The organism is Planobispora longispora (genome assembly GCF_016863135.1).
GTDB lineage: Bacteria > Actinomycetota > Actinomycetes > Streptosporangiales > Streptosporangiaceae > Planobispora > Planobispora longispora.
This window is the reverse complement of record NZ_BOOH01000026.1, coordinates 1-14,555: the sequence shown is the minus strand read 5'-3', so window position 1 is coordinate 14,555 and position 14,555 is coordinate 1. Positions and strand designations below refer to the sequence as shown.

18 protein-coding genes are annotated in these 14,555 nt (G+C 65.9%); 12 read left to right on the top strand and 6 right to left on the bottom strand.

Annotation, left to right across the window (positions count from 1 at the left end):
* Window positions 1-20: 20 nt before the first annotated feature.
* Complete coding sequence (locus Plo01_RS17935; RefSeq protein ID WP_203891767.1) at window positions 21-398, top strand: MerR family transcriptional regulator; 378 nt, start codon at window positions 21-23, stop codon at window positions 396-398.
* Here the strand turns inward: Plo01_RS17935 and Plo01_RS17930 are convergent, their stop codons facing one another.
* The gene (locus tag Plo01_RS17930; protein ID WP_203891766.1) at window positions 399-1,532 is read right to left on the bottom strand and encodes a winged helix DNA-binding domain-containing protein; all 1,134 of its coding nucleotides are present in this window, start codon (window positions 1,530-1,532) and stop codon (window positions 399-401) included.
* Window positions 1,533-1,819: 287 nt separating this feature from the next.
* Window positions 1,820-2,914: an SMP-30/gluconolactonase/LRE family protein gene (locus tag Plo01_RS17925; protein ID WP_203891765.1), complete on the bottom strand. Its 1,095-nt coding sequence runs from the start codon at window positions 2,912-2,914 to the stop codon at window positions 1,820-1,822.
* 100 nt (window positions 2,915-3,014) lie between these two features.
* Here Plo01_RS17925 and Plo01_RS17920 point away from each other — a divergent pair, with 100 nt between their 5' ends.
* On the top strand, window positions 3,015-3,458 hold the full coding sequence (locus Plo01_RS17920) for a MarR family winged helix-turn-helix transcriptional regulator (protein WP_203891764.1): 444 nt from the start codon (window positions 3,015-3,017) through the stop codon (window positions 3,456-3,458).
* 110 nt (window positions 3,459-3,568) lie between these two features.
* On the opposite strand, the gene Plo01_RS41490 is transcribed toward Plo01_RS17920, so the two are convergent.
* Window positions 3,569-4,084 carry a DoxX family protein gene (locus Plo01_RS41490; protein WP_239316571.1) on the bottom strand — a complete coding sequence of 172 codons (516 nt, stop codon included), beginning with the start codon at window positions 4,082-4,084 and terminating at the stop codon, window positions 3,569-3,571.
* A gap of 152 nt (window positions 4,085-4,236) precedes the next feature.
* Window positions 4,237-4,845, bottom strand: a complete 609-nt coding sequence (locus Plo01_RS17910) for a TetR-like C-terminal domain-containing protein (RefSeq protein WP_203891763.1) — start codon at window positions 4,843-4,845, stop codon at window positions 4,237-4,239.
* 85 nt (window positions 4,846-4,930) lie between these two features.
* On the opposite strand from Plo01_RS17910, the gene Plo01_RS17905 reads away from it, so the two are divergent.
* The 4 genes from Plo01_RS17905 to Plo01_RS17890 all read left to right on the top strand — a co-directional run bounded on the left by Plo01_RS17905 (window position 4,931) and on the right by Plo01_RS17890 (window position 7,400).
* Window positions 4,931-6,103 (top strand): DUF418 domain-containing protein, encoded by a 1,173-nt coding sequence (locus tag Plo01_RS17905; RefSeq protein ID WP_203891762.1) that lies wholly within the window; start codon window positions 4,931-4,933, stop codon window positions 6,101-6,103.
* A gap of 63 nt (window positions 6,104-6,166) precedes the next feature.
* Window positions 6,167-6,550 carry a nuclear transport factor 2 family protein gene (locus tag Plo01_RS17900; RefSeq protein ID WP_239316570.1) on the top strand — a complete coding sequence of 128 codons (384 nt, stop codon included), beginning with the start codon at window positions 6,167-6,169 and terminating at the stop codon, window positions 6,548-6,550.
* Between the two features lie 169 nt (window positions 6,551-6,719).
* The gene (locus tag Plo01_RS17895; protein ID WP_203891760.1) at window positions 6,720-6,914 is read left to right on the top strand and encodes a hypothetical protein; all 195 of its coding nucleotides are present in this window, start codon (window positions 6,720-6,722) and stop codon (window positions 6,912-6,914) included.
* Window positions 6,915-7,040: 126 nt separating this feature from the next.
* Complete coding sequence (locus Plo01_RS17890) at window positions 7,041-7,400, top strand: hypothetical protein (RefSeq protein WP_203891759.1); 360 nt, start codon at window positions 7,041-7,043, stop codon at window positions 7,398-7,400.
* A 63-nt stretch (window positions 7,401-7,463) separates the two neighbouring features.
* On the opposite strand, the gene Plo01_RS17885 is transcribed toward Plo01_RS17890, so the two are convergent.
* On the bottom strand, window positions 7,464-7,751 hold the full coding sequence (locus Plo01_RS17885; protein ID WP_203891758.1) for a DUF4287 domain-containing protein: 288 nt from the start codon (window positions 7,749-7,751) through the stop codon (window positions 7,464-7,466).
* Between the two features lie 409 nt (window positions 7,752-8,160).
* Between Plo01_RS17885 and Plo01_RS17880 the strand changes: the two genes are divergently transcribed.
* The 6 genes from Plo01_RS17880 (at window position 8,161) to cutA (ending at window position 13,037) form a co-directional block, all read left to right on the top strand.
* The gene (locus Plo01_RS17880) at window positions 8,161-8,523 is read left to right on the top strand and encodes an antibiotic biosynthesis monooxygenase (RefSeq protein ID WP_203891757.1); all 363 of its coding nucleotides are present in this window, start codon (window positions 8,161-8,163) and stop codon (window positions 8,521-8,523) included.
* A gap of 44 nt (window positions 8,524-8,567) precedes the next feature.
* A complete protein-coding gene (locus Plo01_RS17875; protein ID WP_239316568.1) occupies window positions 8,568-9,269 on the top strand; it encodes a DsbA family oxidoreductase in 702 nt (233 codons plus the stop codon).
* A 464-nt stretch (window positions 9,270-9,733) separates the two neighbouring features.
* Window positions 9,734-10,135: a tyrosine-type recombinase/integrase gene (locus Plo01_RS40330; RefSeq protein ID WP_239316566.1), complete on the top strand. Its 402-nt coding sequence runs from the start codon at window positions 9,734-9,736 to the stop codon at window positions 10,133-10,135.
* 76 nt (window positions 10,136-10,211) lie between these two features.
* Window positions 10,212-10,382, top strand: a complete 171-nt coding sequence (locus tag Plo01_RS17865) for a hypothetical protein (protein ID WP_203891756.1) — start codon at window positions 10,212-10,214, stop codon at window positions 10,380-10,382.
* A 1,248-nt stretch (window positions 10,383-11,630) separates the two neighbouring features.
* Window positions 11,631-12,470, top strand: a complete 840-nt coding sequence (locus tag Plo01_RS17860; protein ID WP_203891755.1) for a hypothetical protein — start codon at window positions 11,631-11,633, stop codon at window positions 12,468-12,470.
* A 240-nt stretch (window positions 12,471-12,710) separates the two neighbouring features.
* Window positions 12,711-13,037 (top strand): divalent-cation tolerance protein CutA, encoded by a 327-nt coding sequence (cutA, locus tag Plo01_RS17855; RefSeq protein WP_203891754.1) that lies wholly within the window; start codon window positions 12,711-12,713, stop codon window positions 13,035-13,037.
* On the opposite strand, the gene Plo01_RS17850 is transcribed toward cutA, so the two are convergent.
* Entirely contained in the window at window positions 13,006-14,415 is a 1,410-nt protein-coding gene (locus Plo01_RS17850) for a helix-turn-helix domain-containing protein (RefSeq protein ID WP_203891753.1), read from the bottom strand. The two genes, cutA and Plo01_RS17850, sit on opposite strands and share 32 nt — an antisense overlap.
* Window positions 14,416-14,555: the final 140 nt, after the last annotated feature.

Sequence of the window (14,555 nt, the reverse complement as noted above, 5' to 3'; positions counted from 1 at the left end):
GAAGGTCAAGGAGGAGCCGCATGCGGATCGGCGACCTGGCTCTCGAGACCGGGGTGAACCGGCGGCTGCTGCGTTACTACGAGGAGCAGGGCCTGCTCAGACCCGTCCGGCTCGCCAACGGCTACCGGGAGTACGCCCGGGCGGACGTCGCGACGGTGCGCCACATCCGCGCCCTGCTCGCCGCCGGCCTGCCGACCGCGGTCATCGCCCGGCTCCTGCGCTGCGTCCACGACGACGAGGAGCTGATCGCGGCGGCCGCCTGCCCCGCCTTCATCGAGGACGTACGGCGCGAGCGCGCCCGCGTCACCGAGACGATCGCCCAGCTCCGGAGCTCCCGGCGGGCGCTGGACGCGATCCTGGACAGGCAGGCCCCGGACGGATCCGCGACCAGGAGATGATCAGCCCGGGAGCACCCTGACCTCGGCGCTCGGCATCTGCTTGGCCCACCAGTGGGCGTAGCGGCGGTAGACGGCCGGCTCCCGTCCCGCCAGGAACGTCACCAGCGCGCCCGCCTCGGCCGCGAGTCCCTCCCACGTCTCCTCGTCCAGCCGGTGGAAGGCCGTCGCCTCGACGCCTCCCTCGACCGGGCGCCACACCCCGGCGACGTAGCCGTCGACGAGCAGGGTCGGCAGGACGTCGCCGTTGCGCCGGGTGATCAGCGGGCGGTAGTCCGGCGGGACGACGCGGCTGCGATCGGAGTAGGCGAGCAGAGTGCTGTCCCACATGGGCAGCAGCCGCGGCGGCGCGACGGCGTCCCCGGCCGGGATCGACGCCCCGGCCACGTCGAACAGCACCTCCCCGTCCGGGCCTTCCAGCTCCTCGACCCCGCCGCCCAGGGCTTTCAGCGCCTGCGCCGCCACCGGCCGCCTGAGCATGGTGAACTGCGCGAAGTCACGCACCGAGGCGGGGCCGAACCCCTGCAGATACCGCAGGGCCAGCCACCGCGCGGACTCGTCCTCGCCGTCGGGGTCGGGCTTGGCCGGGGCGGCGACGAACGACGACGGCCTCGTGAACGACCACGGCCCGCCGGTCGGCGCGTGGTGCAGGGGCGCGAAGGTCCGCAGCGCCCACCACGCGCCCCGCTTGCGCTCACCGAGCCGGGCCGCGAGCAGGCCTTCGACCTCGGTGACGGTGCGCGGGCGGACCGTGAACTCCGCGAGGTGGGGCAGGAGCGCGTCGGCGTCGGCGACGGACAGCCCGCTCGAGGTGAAACGGGAGTCGCCCAGCCGCGCGGCCCGCAGGGTGCGCCACATCGCGTTGTGGAACTTCGGATAGTCCTCGGCGTGTACGGCGTGCAGTGTGATGCGCATCAGCGACGCCTTGACCACCGCGCGGTCGGCGAACGCGGCGTCGAGGTCCGCCGGGTCGAAGGCGGTGATCCGGTTCCACAGGGCGATGTACGGTGACGCGGCCTCCTGCGCCTGCACCGCGACGATGCGGCGGACGGCATCGGCCACGTTCAGCGGTTCGCGGCGCAGGAGCAGTTGCCGGTCGAGCGTGGCCCGGTTGAGCTGTCGGGCGGTGAGGCTCATGCGGAATCCTTGTCTTGGGCGGCGGGCGGCGGGCGGCGGGCGGCGGGCGGCGGGCGGCGGGCGGCGGGCGGCGGACAGCGGACAGCGGACGGACGGGCAGCGGACGGACGGGCAGCGGACGGGTGCCGGCGATGGTCCACCCGGGTCTCCGCAAGTACCGAGAAAATCGCCATCCGACTGTGTTGTCCACCGGATGTCCCCATCGTTGTCCACCGGATGTCCCCATCCGCCCGCCCAGCCGCCGGTCCCGGGAGGCCGTTCCCCGGGACCGCCCGCTCACCGAGGACTCAGAGACCGCGCACGGCGGCGACCGTGAAGGGCGTGCGCGGGGTGCCCTCGCCCAGCGGACCGCCCTTGTCGAACTGCGAGCGGACCACGTAGAGCGTCCCGCGGACGCGCACCAGCGTCGTCGGGAGCTGCAGCGCCTCGTCGGTCACCTTCCGCTCCGCCCGGGCCGATGAGCCGTCCTCGGACAGCCGCCACCGGCTGATGGCGTCGGCGGTGTTGTGGACCACCCAGAGCCTGCCCTTCTGCAGTTCCAGCCCGTCGGCGTGGAGCATGTCGCCGCCGTGCAGGGCGACCCGGCGGACCGCCCCCGAGACGGGGTCGAGGCGGTAGAGGTCGCCGCCGGTCATGTCCACGGTCAGCAGGTGGCGTCCGGACGGATCGGCGACGATCCCGTTCAGGGTGAAGGCGCCGGGCGCGTGCGCGTCGAGGACGCCGCTCAGGTCGAAACGGGGGGTGAGCGCCACGGGCTCGTCGCCGGCCTCGGCCAGCTGTTCCGGGGTGACGCGGTAGACCACGGCACGGACGCTGTCGGTCAGGTAGGCGCTGCCGTCCGGGGTGATGGCGAGATCGTTGACGAAGCGCGCCCCCTGCCCCGGGACCTCGAAGCGCGCCAGCAGACGGCGGCTGCGCGTGTCGTAGACGGAGACTCCGGTGCTGGAGTCGGTCACCCAGAGCCGTCCGGACCGGTCCGCCTTCAGCCCGTTGGCGGTACGGCGACCGTCCGCGCCCGGCGGCAGGAAGACCTGGGCCGCACGCCGTCCCGGGGTCATCTTGAAGATCGTGCCGTCGGCGAACGATCCGGCGTAGAGGTCGCCGGTACGCGGGTCGGCGGCGATGCCCTCGGGGTAGACCCGCTCACCCGGCAGCTCGTACGCCGTGGAGATCCGGGGGCGCGTCCCCTGACCGGCCGGCGCGAACGGACCGGCCGGGGCGGTCAGGGCGGCCTGGGTGCTTTCGGCCTGAGTGCTTCGGACGGCTGGGGCGGCTTGGGCGGCTTGGGCGGGCGGGGGGCAGGACAGGGCGGCGGCGAGAGCCGCGGTCACCATGACGACGGACTGGCGGGTTCGGGGCACGGCGCTTCTCCACTCGATCATTCAACAAAGTTAGCTATCTATGATCTGATTGGATGCTAATCATAGTTAGAACTCTAATAGAGGTCAACGTACAAACCTTCTACGCCGTTACCATTCGGGGATGACGTCGATGCCGATCCCGGAGCGCCTGGGCTCCCACCTCAAGCGCGCCGAGCAGGCGCTCAACGCGGCCAAGCACGCCGCGCTGAAACCGGCTCACCTGACGGTGTCGCAGTACGCGGCGCTGCTGTATCTGTCACAGAATCCCGGCATCTCAGCCGCCGCGCTCGCCCGGGCATGCGCCGTCACCCCGCCGACCATGACCACCGTGCTCAAGAACCTCCAGGAGAACGGCCTGATCGAGCGCACCCCGCACCAGTGGCACAAGAACATCCTGGAGACCCGGCTCACCGAGAAGGGCGGGCGGGTGCTGGCCGACGGGGACGCCCGCGCGGTGCGCATCGAGCGAGGACTCGCCGCCGAGTTCAGCGAGGAGGAGCGGGAGACCCTGATCTCCCTGCTGGGCCGCTGCGTCGCGTTCCTCGAGACGGCCCGCCCGGACTGAGGCCCGGCCCGTGAAGCTCCGGAACAGCAGACCGGCGCCGGTCGCGGCCGGAGGGACTCTCCGGCCGCGAACTCCCCGGGCCCGGAAGGCACATCGCCGGGCATCCCCTCTCAACGCGCGGGAAACGCGCCGCTCGCGGGGGCCGTACGGCCCGCACGCGTCCCCATGACGCCTGCCGCCCAGAGCGCCACGCCGATGTAGAGGACCTGCTCGGGGATGCGCTGCCACAGCGGCGACGCCGCCTCTCCCGCGAAGGCCACCCCGGCCAGCGCGGAGTGGATGTTGGCCGGAAGCATGAGCACGAACAGCGCCGCCAGGCAGACTCCGGCCGCCCGCCGGGTGGCCGGGATCACGAGTCCCACCGCCCCGGCCAGTTCCAGGACACCGGTCAGGTAGACCACGAGCGCGGGGAACGGGACGAACGGCGGGACCATGGCCACCAGGTCGGCGTGGTTCGGCATGAAGGTCACGTCCGACGGGACGAAGTGGGCGCTCGCCGTCATCACGAGCATGCACGCCAGGCCGTGTGCGGCGCTCACCCGCCAGGCGGCGAATCGGGCCAGGCCGAATACCGCACCCGACAGACGGAAGGCCAGTGTGGCCACGACAAGAACGATCACGGTCATAGAACTCACTCTCCTTAGATAGCGATGGTATCCAATTTTAGATAGTTCCGCTATCCAATAGAGGCGTTCATTGCGACGAGCCCCTCGATCCGCCCGCCCTCCAGTCCACCCCCGGAGCCGGTTCGCCTACGGAAGGGCGCCGTTCCCCGAGCTCACGCCCGGGGCGCTCGCGGGCCGAGCCCGATCGCGGGCAGGATCGCCTGGTCGACGATCGCCGCGAGGTCCTCGTCGGCGGGCGGCGCCCCGGTGTCGATCAGGCGCTTGGTGACGAGGGCCTCGCCGATGTCGGCCACGACAGGGGTGAGCAGCTCCGCCGGGAAGCGGCCCCGGTCGGCGTAGTGCCGCAGCACGGTCCGGGTGAACGTGCCGCCGCGACTGGCGAAGACCCGCTCGAACAGCGCCTCGGACATCAGCGCGGCGCTCTTGGGGTCGGTGAGGATCGCGGCGACGGCGCGGCCCGCCGGACTGAGGGCCCACTCGACCATGAGGCGCAGGGCCCGGATGAGGTCGCCGCGCAGGTCGTCGGCCCCGGGGGCCGGCTCCTCGACCGGGTGCTGGTGGTAGAGCGCGTCGAGGAGCACCTCGATCGGATCCGACCAGCGGCGGTACAGCGTGGTGCGGGGTGTCGCCGCACGCCGGCCGATGCCGTCCATGGTCAGCCGTCCCACGCCGACCTCCACCACCTCTTCCAGCACGGCGTCGTGAATGGCCCTGATCAGCTCTTCACCGCGCCGGCGCGTCCGGGCGCCGCGATCGCTCACCACCACACCCCCTTGATTAGATACACAAATGTATCCTAGTCTCAGAATTAGCTACATTCCTGTATCTAATTCTGAGGGGACAGCCATGTCCATCGCCCCACCGGCTCCCGCTCACGGAGCCACCCCCGTCGCCCAGCGCGCGCTCGCACCCGACCTCGCGCGCGGGCTGATGCTGCTGCTCATCGCGCTGGCGCACGCGCACATGTACCTGTCGGGCCACGAGACGGGCTTCCGCGGCTACGCTCTCGACGGCGGCGTCCTCGACCGGCTGGTCGCCGGGGTCCAGATCCTGCTGGTGGACGGGCGCGCGCTGCCCATGTTCGCCGCCCTGTTCGGCTACGGCCTGGTGCAGCTCGCCGACCGGCAACTCGCCACGGGCGGGAGCTGGCCCCAGGTGCGCAAGGTGCTGCGCCGCCGGAGCCTGTGGCTGCTGGCGTTCGGGTTCTTTCACGCGCTGCTGCTGTTCTTCGGCGACATCCTCGGGGCGTACGGGCTGATCGGGCTCGTGCTCGTCGGGTTCATCCGGCGCGAGGACAGGGCCGTGCTGCGAGCCGCCGCCGTCGGACTCGTGCTGCACGTCGTGGTGCTGTCCGGCTTCGGGCTGCTCACCGTCTCCGCCCCCAAGGGCGACACGCCCGCCGCCATGGCGGACCCGATCGAGGCGACGGTGATGCGGCTGATCGGCTGGTCCGGGATGACGCCCACCTACTTCGCCGCCAGCGTGGCGCCGGCCTTCCTGCTCGGGATCTGGGCGGCCCGCCGCCGCGTGCTGGAGGACCCCGCGCCGCACCGGGACCTGCTCTCCCGCGTCGCGGTCCTGGGCACGGGACTGGCCGTCGCCGGCGGAGCGCCGCTGATGCTGATCGACACCCGGCTCTGGACGCCGTCGGACATGGTGGCCGTGCCGGCGTACGCGCTGCACAGCGTGACGGGCATCGCCGGCGGACTCGCGTACGCGGCGATCATCGGGCTCATCGCCGGCCGGATGAGGCACGGTTCTCCCGGTGTGATCGTCCGAGCCCTCGCCGCGTGCGGTCAGTGGTCGCTGACCTGCTACCTCCTCCAGTCAGTGATCTTCGTGGCGCTGTTCGCGCCGTACGCCGGAGGGCTCGGCACGCGTGCCGGCGACGCCGCGGCGTCCGGCATCGCCGTGGTGACCTGGCTGGTCACGGTGGTGCTCGCCGCGCTGATGGCCCCCGGCGGACGGAGAGGACCCGCCGAGACCGCGCTGCGGCGCCTCACCTACCGGCGCCGGTGACCCGTCCATCCGAAGCCGTTCGGAGGAGGCCGGGTGTCGGTGCCCGGATGTAACGTCCGGCGCATGGACGAGACCTCCGAAAGCCGGCGTGCCGTACACGCCTACATCGACAGCGCCGAACGGCGTGACTGGGAGCGCTTCGGCGCCCTGCTCGCCGAGGACGTGGTGTACGAGATGCCGCAGACCCGGGAGCGGATCCGCGGGAAGTCGGCCTTTCTCCGGTTCAACATGGACTATCCCGGCGACTGGCACCTGCAGGCGCGGCGTGTCGTCGCCGACGGCCGCCACGCCGCGGCGTGGATCGACGCGCGTGTCGGCGACGAGCATCAGGACGCGTGCGTGTGGTTCGAGCTCTCCGGCGAAGGGCTGATCAGCCGGGTCGTCGACTACTGGCCGGATCCGTACGACCCGCCGTCCGACCGCGAGCACCTCGTGGAACGCTGGTAGCACCCCCCGCCGGACAAGGCCTGCGGCAGGGACGGCAGCCGTCCCTGCCCGATGCCCCTGGAGGGAGCTGCGGCAACGGACCAGATCTTCCCGGAGGACTCCTCTTCACGGGAGGATCTGAGGCGGTAAAACGATCTAGCTCTTGTGAGCCTCGCCGCAAGGACCGCCCATGCAACGTCACCGCAACCTGTACCTGCTCCCCTTGGGCGTCGGATGGCTCATCCTCGTCTTCGCCCTCTTCATCGCCTTCTTCGGAGACGCCGGGGCGAACGACGTCCCCTCCGTGATCGCGATCATAGGCATCGGCCTGGGATTCCATCTGACGGCGATCGCCGTAGCGATCAACGACCGTTGGCCGCGCTGACCAGGAACGCACACTCACTCAATTGGTCACCCTGCGCGGGCCTCCGGCCACCTGAGACAGACATGACGGCGTCCGGCGACCTGGGACATGAAGGCGTCCGGCGCTTACCGCTTCAGGGCTTCAGGCGTGTACGCCGCCGACACCACGGAGATCACCCAGCAGCCGGAGGGGACAGGCCGGTCCCGGGCGATCAGCATCGGCCGGGAGTTCTCCCCACAGGCCTACGTGCGGTCCGAGGACGGCGAGTACGTCCGGAAGTCGCCGTCGACGGTGGGGAAATGGAGCTACGGGCGGAACCTGGCCGGAGTCATCCGGGGAGAGGACCTGATCAACGGGATCAACCCGGGCTTCCTCAAACTGGTCGCCTCTCGCGGTGCGGCCGGCGCCGACGGCGGAACGTCCGAGGGAACCGAGGATGGGGAACCCCCGTCAGGATCACGGCCCCGCCCGAGCACCTCATCACCGACGACTGGTGATCGACGGTGACGGTCGGACGAACCTCAGCCCGACCCGCGCCCGACTCGACGCGATCGGCGGTGGCCGGCCGCGTCAGGGCCGGTTCTGCTTTCCGTCCAGCCAGAGCGTGTCGGACTCGTCGCGGTGGGATCCGGAGCCGCCGACGTGCTTGGCGTCGATCTTCGGCCCCTTCTTGATCACATGCACCAGCGCCATCGCGTGTCCCCGCCCGAGGCCGTAGTCCTGCTTCAGCCAGTCAATGATCACACCCGCTTTCGTGGACGGGGCGTCGAAACCGCGTTCCTCAGCCAGCGCGATGAACTCACGCGGGGTGAGGCCGGTCTTGTCCTCGATGTTGTCCAAGTACGCCTGGAACGACATGCGTCTCTCCGTTCGCCGCGGCCGCCGGTCCGCGGTGTCCCGCCCGTACGGTTCCGCCTGGACAGTTCCTACGACGGGCCCACCGGCCGATCCCGTTCCGGTCGCTCATCACTGCCGCCGATCCACGTCGCCGGCGCGTGATGTCTCCCATCACATTTCCGGGAGTAAACGATCCCGTATGGCAACGACCGGATCAACACGCGATCATGCGGTCCGACCGGACCCCGCACGGCGCCGCGGACGACAGGACGATCCTCCCCGCCCTCCTGCACGGTGCCCCGCCCATCCGCTGGGGACCCGTCTGGCTCGCCGCCAACTCCAGCTGTTCAGGCTTGATCTCAACCATGGTCGAGGTCGCAGGATGGGCCACTGGGCCGTGTACCCCGCAACCGATCATGAGGAGCATCACGTGAGTCCTGATCCCGGGTTCTATTCGATCATCGACTACACCGTCGACGGCTTCGACACGCAGCATGAGCTCGTGGAGGCCTTCGCGGAGATCCAGGAGCGGTGGGTGCGTTTCTACCCCGGCTACCGCTCGGCCCGCTTCCATGTGAGCACCGACGGCACCCGCGTGTACAACATCGTGCACTGGGCCAGCGAAAGGGACTACCGCGACTTCGTGGAGACCTCGGACACCGAGGGACGGATGGCCGCCATCCGCGCGGCCCTGGAGGGTCTGTCAGGGAGGGCCGAAGCGCGTATGAGCGGTGCGCCCACCTACACCGTCGTCCGCGAGGTCGGTCCCGGACCGCAACGCCCCGGCTCCTGACCGCACCTGCGTCTCGCCCGGAGGACCGTCTCCCGGCGGGCCGGGTGGAGACCCCGCTCATCCACGCCATCGAGGTGAAGTGCCACCGTCGGCGGCGGTTCATCGAGGAGAGGACGTTCATGAAGGTCGAGATCTACGCCGACGTGCTGTGCCCCTGGTGCTACATCGGCAAAAGACGTCTGGCGGCGGCGCTGGAGACGGTCACCGATCGTGACAGGGTGCAGCTCGTGTGGCGCAGCTACGAGCTCGCGCCCGGCGAAGGCCGGACTCCCGGGCCGACGGCCGCCGAAGCCATGACCGGATGGTGGGGTGATCAGGCTGCGGCCCGTGTCACGCGGATCCGATCGTTGGGCGCCGCCGAAGGACTGGAGCTCAACCTGCACCTGGCCCGGCCGGTGAACACTTTCGACGCGCACCGGTTGTGCCATCTGGCGGCCGATCGCGGTCGGGGAGACCAGATGATGGAACGCCTGCTGCGTGCCTATCACACCGAAGGTCTGAACGTGGCCGACCCGCAGGTTCTGCGGCTCCTGGGCGGCGAGACCGGTCTGGCGGATGACGAGGTGCACGCCGTCCTCGCCGGTGACGGCTACGCCGATGCCGTACGGGCGGACCGGCGCCGCGCGATCGAGTGCGGTGTCACCGGAGTCCCCTCCCTGGTGATCGACGGCGCCCGGCCGGTCCCCGGCGTCCAGTCCCCCGCCGCGCTGCGTGAGCTGCTGGAGCCCGGCCGAGTCCTTCCCTGACCTACGACGCCGCTACCCGGCCTGACTCGTCTCCCGCGTCGTCCCCGTCAACGACGTCACCGGCCGATGGGTCGGGCTCGCCATCGGGCAGGCCGACCGTGAGTTCCCATCGACCTCCTGGCGGCGGTCGGAACCATGCCACTCCCTCGGGTCTCGTGGTCGGCCGCTCCCGGAATGAGTGTGAGCACCCCGGTTCCCCGCACCCTCGTTTCGGAGTACGGCCACGGCCCGGTGCGGCGCCTAGGTTCGAAGCCGATCCCGCTGAGGGTCATAGCAGTTCAGTCCGAGTTCAGCCGCGACCTGGACCGCATGCGCCGAGACTTCGTCTGCGCTGCCGTACCCCGTCTCGGCTGACCAGCTCTCTCGTTCGGAACGAACTCCCGCGCACAGGCTCGCGACGAGGTGAAGCGGAACGCGGTGCTGCTGTGTGAGATCCCCAAGGGCAAGGCGGGCCGTCCATCCAAGTGCCTCCCCCCTGGGAGCAGGCGGAAGCCGTACTCAAGGCGTCCGAGGGTACGGCGCCGCACGCCTACATCGTGCTGTCGCTGCCGCTGGGAGCCCGTACGGAGGAGCTGAGACCGCTCACCTGGCCCCATGACCTCGACGGCGCCCCGCCGTCCATCATGGTCTGGCGCTCGTTCCGGGCCGTGCTCAAGAAGGCCGGCCTGAACGAGAAGAAGTGGACACCCCGCGAGATGCGCCACAGCTCCGTCTCACTGCTGTCCGACCCCGGAATCCCGCTGGAGAACATCTCCCGCCCGGTCGGCCACCGCAACACCAGCGTCACCGAAACCGTCTACCGCAAGCAACTCCGGCCCGCGCTTCTGGAGGGAGCAGAGGCCGTGGACCAGTCGTTCCCTGACTGATTCACGCCGTGACATCATCGTCCGGCTGGCCTACCCCCGCGGAGGATGATCAGTGAAACCTCAGAATCGATCTCACATGTTCCCGCTGACCATCGGGTGGGCCGTTCTTCTCCTGGGAGGATGCGGAGCGGTTGCCAGCGGTGTCGACAACGACGCTGTTCCCTTTCTGATCGCCAATTCCGCCGTCGGACTGGGCTGCATCCTGACCTCCGCCGTGATGGCGATCTCCGGTCGCGACCCCGAGTAGCGGGCGTAGTCACCCAGTCGGTCGCTCAGCAACGCAGAAGGCCGCTCCCGATCTCTCGGAAGCGGCCTCTGACCTGGTGGAGATGAGGGGATTCGAACCCCTGACCCCTTCGATGCGAAGGTAAACAGGCAAGTCTGACCACGTCGATCTGAGTCGATCGGGCGCCTCTCACCTTACAGAACACTCCGGGGAGGACGCGGGGAGTCTGAGGGAGCCGCAGGGTGGTGGCTCCCAAAATTGGCTCCCGTGACTCCTCCCCGGAGCGGGCGGGGAACCCCATGATCAACGAGTATCCCCTGAAGACAATGACGGGCGGTTTTCCGAGGAACGCTCCCGTCCTCGTCAGGCACTTCCTACACGATGACCGGAATGACGACCGTAACTAGTAGTCATGGTAACCGGATATCGCTAGACGCCTCAGACTCGATCCGCTCTAATCTCGTTCTCTGCGATCCAGAGATTGATTGAGTGGCCAGGTGTCGACTCCCCAGGGATGGGCGTTCCAGGATCTTCCCAGCCCTTCTGGGACGCGCGGACGAAATCTCCGTCTGGCGCCCACCGCTGCCATATATACCAGAGAACTTGGTCAGTGGTGGTGTCGATAATGAGGAGACTGTGACCGATCAGCTCGTTTTCATTTCGTGCCCAGGGAACCCAGCAGTTACCTACGTTCACTGTTTGCTGAGGAGAGATGATGCGGTTGTTGCCCGAGTTTTCGGTGTTAATGAACTGAACCCCACTACCCCGGACGTTTGTCACGTTCTGTACACCCGTGATGGCCATTGCGCCTCCTTTGTATGGGAGTCAAAGGATCAGCTTAAAGAGAGATGTTGCATGGGGCATCAGGAATCGACCTAGGGAAACCCCTAGGTCGCGGCCCTCTCAACGAAAGAGGAGAGCAACCGACGATCAAAGGCGGACACCACACGAAGGAAACTTGTTTCCGCAGGCCAGAGGCCTGATCAAATTAACAGTCAAGCCTTCAGATTCAGAAGCACTCCCAGAGAGAGCAATGTACAGAGATTTTGTCCATACATTTATATGAGATACAAGCATGCAAATATTCAACATGCAAGAAAGAGCTACTACGTGCATTAGAGTGGACAGGAACAAGTCTTCTATTGTCATCATGCGAGACAGGTGTGTCTGAAGTTTAACATGTCAACTCTGCGGAGAATCGACATGCCGACTACCGCGCTGCAAGATAGGACCGCTACGCCCTTGTGGAACCTTAAAGGATAGGAACTGATGCGTAGACCGAGGAAAAAGACAGGGAGACCGCTGGCGAATCGCCGGGCGAGGAAGATACGAGAAACAAAACTCTCAACGCTCCGCAAGTGGCTTATCGGTCTTCTAGTAGCAGCCCTTGCCGCAACAATCACCAATATGACAACTGGCGCCATTTCATCACTTATCGCAACCATTCAAAAGAAGCTGATAAATGAAGATCCCATCACGGTTGCCATATCTCAGGATTTCATCCAATCCCGTCGATTTACTATGCGCTCCTCCGCCTATCTATTCCCTGAAATGGATGTAGCAGATCTCGGGAGTCCGCCAGAAAATATAATCGATATGGATCCAATCGATCTGGATCGATGGGCGCAGGCACATGGCGCCATCGATGGCCCATTTACGGATATATCCATTACCATTCAAGGAAAGGAATCAAAGCCTGTTGTTATCACAAATTTACGTGCACGGATTTTAGAACGACGCCCTCCCGTACCGTCAGGAGTTGTGATACCCCCGCGCGGCGCCGGGCCTATCGTATCACGGGCATTTGAGGTCAACCTTGACAGAACACCTCCCACGCTAGATTATTTCAACGGGGAAGAGGGGGACAACAAGCCAATAGTATTTCCTTACAAGGTTTCCGATACCGAACCCGAAGTCTTCCTGGTTCTAGCTACCGCCAACAAATGCGATTGCCTCTGGGAGTTAGATCTGAGCTGGGCTGCGGCGGGCCAGACGGGCGTGACCGTCATTAATAATGACGGAGTTCCTTTCCGAACGAGCTCCATTGTCAACGCTACATCATACATCCCCAAGGGTGATCGGTGGAAAAGAGGAGAAATTTGGGAATAACAACTTCCTTTTCGAAATATTCCAGATGAGAGTAGAAGCGCTTCTACTCCCATACCCTCAGATTTAGAGGAGTCAACTTGGGGAGTTGGCAAACTAAAGGACAGTAAAGCTCAAAATCGACTCGTCGAGGTTCAATCAAAGATTACATTTCCATAGACCCTACTGCAAGGTCCACACAATTGTCACCTCTAGCCTAAATAAAGCAATCTTTGGTATCCTGCAACCCAGAGAGGGGGAGGTATGGAATACATGCAAGTCCTAACAACTGTTGATAGTTTGGAAGTTAGCGAAAGTCTAGCGCGGAGCATTACGCAGGCGCGACTTGCCGCGTGTGTCCAGATCGTAGGGCCGATTCGTTCCATTTACTGGTGGGACGGAAAGCTGGAGACAGCTCAGGAGTGGCAGCTTCTCATTAAGACGACGGCCGATATGTTCCCCGCACTAGAGGAACACATCAAGGCGAACCACTCCTACGATACCCCCGAGATCATCGCAACTCCGATAGTTGCAGGAAGCCGGGAGTATCTGAGCTGGGTCAGCGAAGAGACGAAGCGAAGTGGCGCTTAGTCGTTGCGAGGTCTTCTAGGTACGCACGGACGGGCGGCTGAGCGCGCCACCTAGTCAATCCTTGACCGATCGCCTCGAACTTAGGTAGCCACATAAGGAACTCGGTCTCTCGCACGAGGGAGAGTCCTTCGCGTGCGAGCTTGCACGCTTCCTGTACGGAGCCTTGCGAGAGGTGGGCTACCGCGATCCCTTCGAGGATGATTACGGCCTTCTTCCGGTCTGGGTGCCCCAGCCGGGCCAGCAGAGCGCTTGCTGCCTCCTGTGCCTCGTCGAGCCTGCCGATATTCGCATATGTAGATATTCGGTAGGAGTCGAAGCGGTTCTGGTCGAGGAATCTCGTCCAGACTCTGTCCTCTTCGGTGTCGGTCATGCTGTATGCATCGTCAGCACGTGCCCAAGAGTTAAGCGCGACGGCCTTGTCTCCAAGGGCAGCACTTTCTTCCGCATGCCGAGCTGCGATCCACGACAGGGTTCCGGGAGACTCGGAGCGGCCCGACAGGGCTTCAAGCGCACTGGAGAGAAGTGCGCGAGAACGACCGTGCGCCCCCTTAACGCTGGGAGCATAGCTGCGATAGCCGAGCGAGCATGCAAGGATCGCAGGATCCTCCGCTTCTTTCGCCGCTCGCTCTGCCGTCTCGTAGTAGTTGCGTGCTGCTGCCGCATTCCCCATATCGCTCGCTGCCCATCCCGCGAGCACGCTGCTTTCCCCGGCCACCGCGACGAACCTCGTGCGGAGTTCATCTGATGCGTTCGCGGGAATTCCACTGAGGAGTGTCCCGAGCTCTCTTAGATGTACGGTCAGTCCCTTGAAGAGGACTGCAGCCGGGATTATTTCCTCCAGCCTATGGAACCCGGCTGAGCGAGCCTCCATCTCTCGGACTATTGATTCATCAAGAGAAGACGGCTTACTCAGTGCATGGGCTACCCGCTCCCATGCCTCAGTCTGTATTACTGCCGCGCTTGCGCCGACCTTCGCGACCATCGCCAGCATTTCGCGCCGTTTCACGACATCGCTCCTCTTCCCGACGGCTTCTGCCAGCACCTGGAGATCAAATGTGTCTCCGGGGATGTGTATACCCCCATCGACCATCAGAGTGCCGTTCACTTCGGTTCTGGCAGCAAGACCCAGGGCGCTACGCAGGTGGCCAGGCATACCCAAACCATCAGCGAACGCCTCAAACGTATGCTTCGCGGTCGGGATGCGCTTGCCGCTCTTGTACTCGCTGATGCGCCCCTGGGGGATTCCGGTGAGATTCGCGATCTGTCCTTGAGTGATGCCGTACTTGGTGAGGAGGCGGATCACCCCTCCGAGATCACGACGCTTGCACACGCCTTCCACGTCCTGACGTGCGAAAACAGTCTCAAGTACCTGTCGCACTCGCTCTTGATCCATAGTCATGGCGGCGTTCCGTTCCCCTGGTAGCACGCCTTTCGAGGGAAGTGGAGCTTCTCTAGTCCATCACACCGTGAGATATCACGGCGAGATTCTTCAGAACCACCTTGCTTGGAAACCTCACA

What these genes read in the sequence shown, in the direction of transcription:
- Plo01_RS17920 (WP_203891764.1), top strand. Translation starts at nt 3,015, where the DNA reads ATGACGTCGATGCCGATCCCGGAGCGCCTGGGCTCCCACCTCAAGCGC.
- cutA (WP_203891754.1), top strand. Translation starts at nt 12,711, where the DNA reads ATGGAATACATGCAAGTCCTAACAACTGTTGATAGTTTGGAAGTTAGC.
- Plo01_RS17935 (WP_203891767.1), top strand. Translation starts at nt 21, where the DNA reads ATGCGGATCGGCGACCTGGCTCTCGAGACCGGGGTGAACCGGCGGCTG.
- Plo01_RS17900 (WP_239316570.1), top strand. Translation starts at nt 6,167, where the DNA reads ATGGACGAGACCTCCGAAAGCCGGCGTGCCGTACACGCCTACATCGAC.
- Plo01_RS17925 (WP_203891765.1), bottom strand. Translation starts at nt 2,914, where the DNA reads ATGATCGAGTGGAGAAGCGCCGTGCCCCGAACCCGCCAGTCCGTCGTC.
- Plo01_RS17860 (WP_203891755.1), top strand. Translation starts at nt 11,631, where the DNA reads ATGCGTAGACCGAGGAAAAAGACAGGGAGACCGCTGGCGAATCGCCGG.
- Plo01_RS17865 (WP_203891756.1), top strand. Translation starts at nt 10,212, where the DNA reads ATGTTCCCGCTGACCATCGGGTGGGCCGTTCTTCTCCTGGGAGGATGC.
- Plo01_RS17930 (WP_203891766.1), bottom strand. Translation starts at nt 1,532, where the DNA reads ATGAGCCTCACCGCCCGACAGCTCAACCGGGCCACGCTCGACCGGCAA.
- Plo01_RS17905 (WP_203891762.1), top strand. Translation starts at nt 4,931, where the DNA reads ATGTCCATCGCCCCACCGGCTCCCGCTCACGGAGCCACCCCCGTCGCC.
- Plo01_RS17895 (WP_203891760.1), top strand. Translation starts at nt 6,720, where the DNA reads ATGCAACGTCACCGCAACCTGTACCTGCTCCCCTTGGGCGTCGGATGG.
- Plo01_RS17885 (WP_203891758.1), bottom strand. Translation starts at nt 7,751, where the DNA reads ATGTCGTTCCAGGCGTACTTGGACAACATCGAGGACAAGACCGGCCTC.
- Plo01_RS41490 (WP_239316571.1), bottom strand. Translation starts at nt 4,084, where the DNA reads ATGACCGTGATCGTTCTTGTCGTGGCCACACTGGCCTTCCGTCTGTCG.